Below are 4,169 nucleotides of genomic sequence, written 5' to 3'. Positions count from 1 at the left end.
GAATAGTTCTATTTGTAAGTGGTCTTTGTTTTCCCGGAACATCCGAATCCTCCTGGATTGCGTTTTGTTAGTTTATCGTCAGATATCTCTTGATCTCTATATTATACTTCGATATTTACCCTTGTTTCTCCTGCTGCCTCAAGAACTAATTTCTGTTATTCTATGGGGTTTTTGCAGTGGGATCATATATAACTTAAAATATTTTCTTCAACAGTTTTAAATTTCCTTTGGATATAATGTCGAATTGTGTCGGTGTTAAATATTTTTCTACAGCTATTTAACCTAACCGCGAACGTACCAGGAAAAAATACAACAAAAGAACCGCGGAAAGCACGTACATCAGCGCGCTGACGCGCTTTGACTTTCCGCTCAGTAAATTTACAATAGAATAAGAAATGAATCCTAAAGCCAGCCCGTCGCCGATCGAATACGAGAACGGGATGCCGACCAGTACAAGAAACGCGGGGATCGACTCGCTGAACTCGCCCCACTCGATCCTGGCGGCGTTTCTCATCATCATTGCTCCTACCATCACCAGCGCCGGAGCGGTAATAACGCCGTAGCTGCCGATCATGGCGACTAACGGGCTGAAGAAAAGAGTGAGAATGAACAGGATTGCAACAATGATGCTTGTCAAGCCTGTTCTGCCGCCCGCCTCCACTCCAGCCGCACTTTCAATATAGCTGGTCACTGTGCTCGTGCCCAGCAGAGATCCAATAACGGTTCCCGTCTGATCGGCCAGCATGGCCTGACGCAACCTGGGGAGCTTGTTGTCCTTGATCAACCCGGCCTGCTCGCCCACGCCTACCAGGGTACCGATTGTGTCAAAAACATCCATGAAAAGAAAAACAATAATAAACGGCCACATGGCAATAGATAATGCGTGGACCAGGTCCATCTTTAAAAACGTCGGCCCGAGCGACTGCGGGGCTGAAATGATACCATGCGCCAAACTAAACCTTGTCATAAGCATTGAGTTGGCGACTAACTTGGAACCGCTGATCGCCGGTATAATAGGCAGCGCCAGTTTCATGACAATCGCCAGGATAGTAGCCCCTACAATCCCCCAGAGAATAGCGCCCTTTACCCGTCGTGCAAATAAAATCGCAGAAAGAAAGAGGCCAAAGAAAAAAATTATCAGATCGGGTGAGGCGAAATGAGCATTAAGAACAACTCCGGAACTCGGGGACTTGATGATCAGACCCGCATCCTGCAGGCCGATCAAGGCGATAAAGATCCCGATGCCGGCCGCAATGGCGTTTTTCATGCTTGGGCTGATGCCGTTAAAAATCTGTTCCCGAATACCGAGCAGGTAAACCACGAAAAAAAGCACGCCGGAGATAAATACGACACCTAGCGCCACCTGCCAGCTATTGGCAAACCCGGCGGCGGCCGCTGCAGGCATGACCGAAAAGACAAAAAAGAAATTTTCGCCCATCCCGGGTGCCAAAGCAATCGGGTATCTAGCATACAAACCCATGACAAGGCAGGCCAGGGCTGACGAAAGGCATGTCGCAGTTGTCAGGGCGCCGAAATCCATTCCTGTCTTGAAGCCGAACATGGACCCCGAGAGGGCGGCCGGTTGGACAAAAATGATATAGGCCATGGTAAGGAAGGTAGTGAGGCCGGCCAGAATTTCCGTCCTAAAGGTTGTCCTGTTTTCTGACAATCGAAAAAACTTTTCCAATGCGGGTTCCTCCTTTCGTTTTTGACGGGATCAAGCGTAGATTTTTCTGGATTACAGTTAGGATTGGGGTGAGATTTAAACGGTAGTTATTTTTTAGACAGGCTGAATAAGGATCCTCTACCTGTATAGATGATATTTAAAATTTACTACGTTTTTACTGAAACTCCTCCTGTTTTTGCTTAAACAGCATAAATTTTCATCAAAAACGAATAATCAGGCAAAAAAAATTGCCCTTTTGACAGGGCATTTCGTCTTCTTTATTGAAAAAGCCTATTGTCTTTAACAACCTGCTGCTTTTTTTGCTGAAATAAGCTGGCGTCCGCTTACACCGTGAAGCTTAATATTGTTGAAGCCGGCCTCAGTAAGCCACTGCGAATACTGCTCCAGGGTCCAGGTTCCGCCGTTTTCGGTCTGAACCAGCATATTTACCGCAAATACAGCCGCTTTTGGGCCAGTTCCCCGGATGAAATCAACGATAATAATTTTCCCGGTGGGCGCCAGGCAGGCATGCGCCCTTTTAAACAATTCCCTGTTTTCCTGTTCCCCGACAATATGGCAGATGTTGCCCAGAAAAGCAAGATCGAAATGTCCGGGTGGCAGGCTTTCGGTAAAATCTCCCGCAATCATTTCAATATTACGTTCTTCAGTCTTGAGGCGCATATGCTCAACCACGTTGGGAAGGTCAAATACGGTCACACTGGCGCCGAGTGAGTCAAAGGCCTTCGCATAGGTAAGGGGCCCTCCTCCGATGTCGAGCACCTTTTTACCGCTGTCCAGGGAACCGATGCAAAAATCCGCTATCCCCCGGGCGCTTTTACTTGCGTTAAAGTCCATATGTTCCATAAAAGTCTTGGTCTGCTCCTTGCTTTTTTCGCTGACGACGGGTTTCCCCGAAGCGATTACTTCATCCAGGCGAATCCAGTTTTTCAGCATGTTATGCCTGTGCAGAAAGAAAAGACCTATATAACTTGGATCATCCGTATCGAAAAACATCTTTTTTGCTTCAGCGCTCAGTCCATACCTCTTTCCGTCTGTAGCAAGGTAGCCCAAAGCCGCCAGCGCTTCGCAAACAGTCCAGATTGAACGGGAATCCGCCTGCAGTATAGCGGCAAGTTCTTCCGGGGACATGGACTTGTCTTCCAGGGCGCTGATAATTCCGGCCTTTACTGACGCGACAAGGATTATAAGTTCCTGTGTCATGTTGAAAGCATCAGGGGGGAGCATTTGATCCATTTCCTTTCCTGGTATTTATTCTTGAACGATATTTTCCTATAAATGATCCGGGATAAACAAAACTCAAAACAACCGGTTTAAAGATTTGCCCTGCCCGTTAAAATTGGGCTTTTGGGATCATGTCCCGCAAAGTTTGTTTCAACAGCCTGTCTGCTCTGGTTTGCATAACAGTACGTGCAATTATGCAGGCAGGTGTTGTATACTCCTATATCTACGCTCTGGGCACACAGGCATTCTTTTCGCTGGTTTCTGTCTTTGCTGAATTTAAATGCCGATCCCGAAAGATTGTTAATTAACTCTCCGTTAATGCAGGAGTTTGGTTCGATGCCGAATTGCTGCGGATCAAAAAATTCCGCGCAGGAGGCCAGCTGGATTTTGTAGTGGTCGGCAATTTGTTTTATTGCTGTCAGGGTCTTTTTTAACAACTCCCGGTTGTTTTCGTTATTCAAGTCAACAGTTCTGATACCGTGCAGGTTGTTTAACAGGGTTAATTTCCTTTTAGTTTTTTTATAGAAGTCCAGTATGCTGAAAACACATTTGCCGGTGTGATCTTTCAAATTCCCGGCTAGATAATCAAAGTTCCTCATCTGGAAATCAACGTCTGTCAAATCGGAGATAATCACGGGGTCGTAGCGCCAGATCACCCTGTCCCTGCCCAGCACAAGGCTCAATTCCCGGAAAGTGTCAAGGATTTTATTTATTGGCGGCAGATTGGGCTCATACAAAGCAGGATAATTATTGACTGTAAAATGAAAGTAGTACTTATAGCCCAATCTGTCAAGCAATTCTAGGTGGTCCATCAAAGGCCCGGGGTTTTTGGTAAAGAATACTATCATGCAGACATCCTGAGGAAGTATACTGATCGTCTTTTTGTTTCCGGTAAAGGGGTTTTTAATTGTGACATATCCTTCTTTAATCCTGCTGATCAGCCAGTTGCTGTAAAAGGCCGGTATGTCTGTTCTTCTGCTTGCGCTGATGATCATGTTGGCGCCTTTCATGTGCTTTAAAATTAGAAATCCCGGATGGCAAAATGTCCGGGGCTTTTTCAAAATAAGGAGGTTAAGTAAGATATAACAATAATATTATAAAGCTTTTCAGGAAAATTTTCAATCCCTCTGGCCGGATTTCCTTGCAGTTACCAGGACTTTAACGTTTGTCTTTACCAAATTCGACATGTTAAAGTCTACCAGGGGGTATTTTTGTTAGGAAAAGAAAAATGCCCATTGCCGTTACTATTCACAGCCCAAAA

The 4,169-nt window shown here is 45.7% G+C and carries 3 protein-coding genes; all 3 read right to left on the bottom strand.

All coding sequences use genetic code 11. From position 1 onward, the window contains the following. Positions 1–277 precede the first annotated feature (277 nt). Positions 278–1,606, bottom strand: a complete 1,329-nt coding sequence (locus DEH07_02440; GenBank protein ID HBY03403.1) for a guanine permease — start codon at positions 1,604–1,606, stop codon at positions 278–280. Between the two features lie 360 nt (positions 1,607–1,966). Next, the gene (locus tag DEH07_02435; protein ID HBY03402.1) at positions 1,967–2,911 is read right to left on the bottom strand and encodes a methyltransferase; all 945 of its coding nucleotides are present in this window, start codon (positions 2,909–2,911) and stop codon (positions 1,967–1,969) included. Positions 2,912–2,997: 86 nt separating this feature from the next. Beyond that, a complete protein-coding gene (locus DEH07_02430) occupies positions 2,998–3,918 on the bottom strand; it encodes a hypothetical protein (protein ID HBY03401.1) in 921 nt (306 codons plus the stop codon). Between the last annotated feature and the right edge of the window lie 251 nt (positions 3,919–4,169).

Source organism: Desulfotomaculum sp. (assembly GCA_003513005.1).
Lineage (GTDB): Bacteria > Bacillota > Desulfotomaculia > Desulfotomaculales > Nap2-2B > 46-80.
Note: the sequence above shows the minus strand (reverse complement) of the source record. Positions and strands in the feature narration are given on the sequence as shown.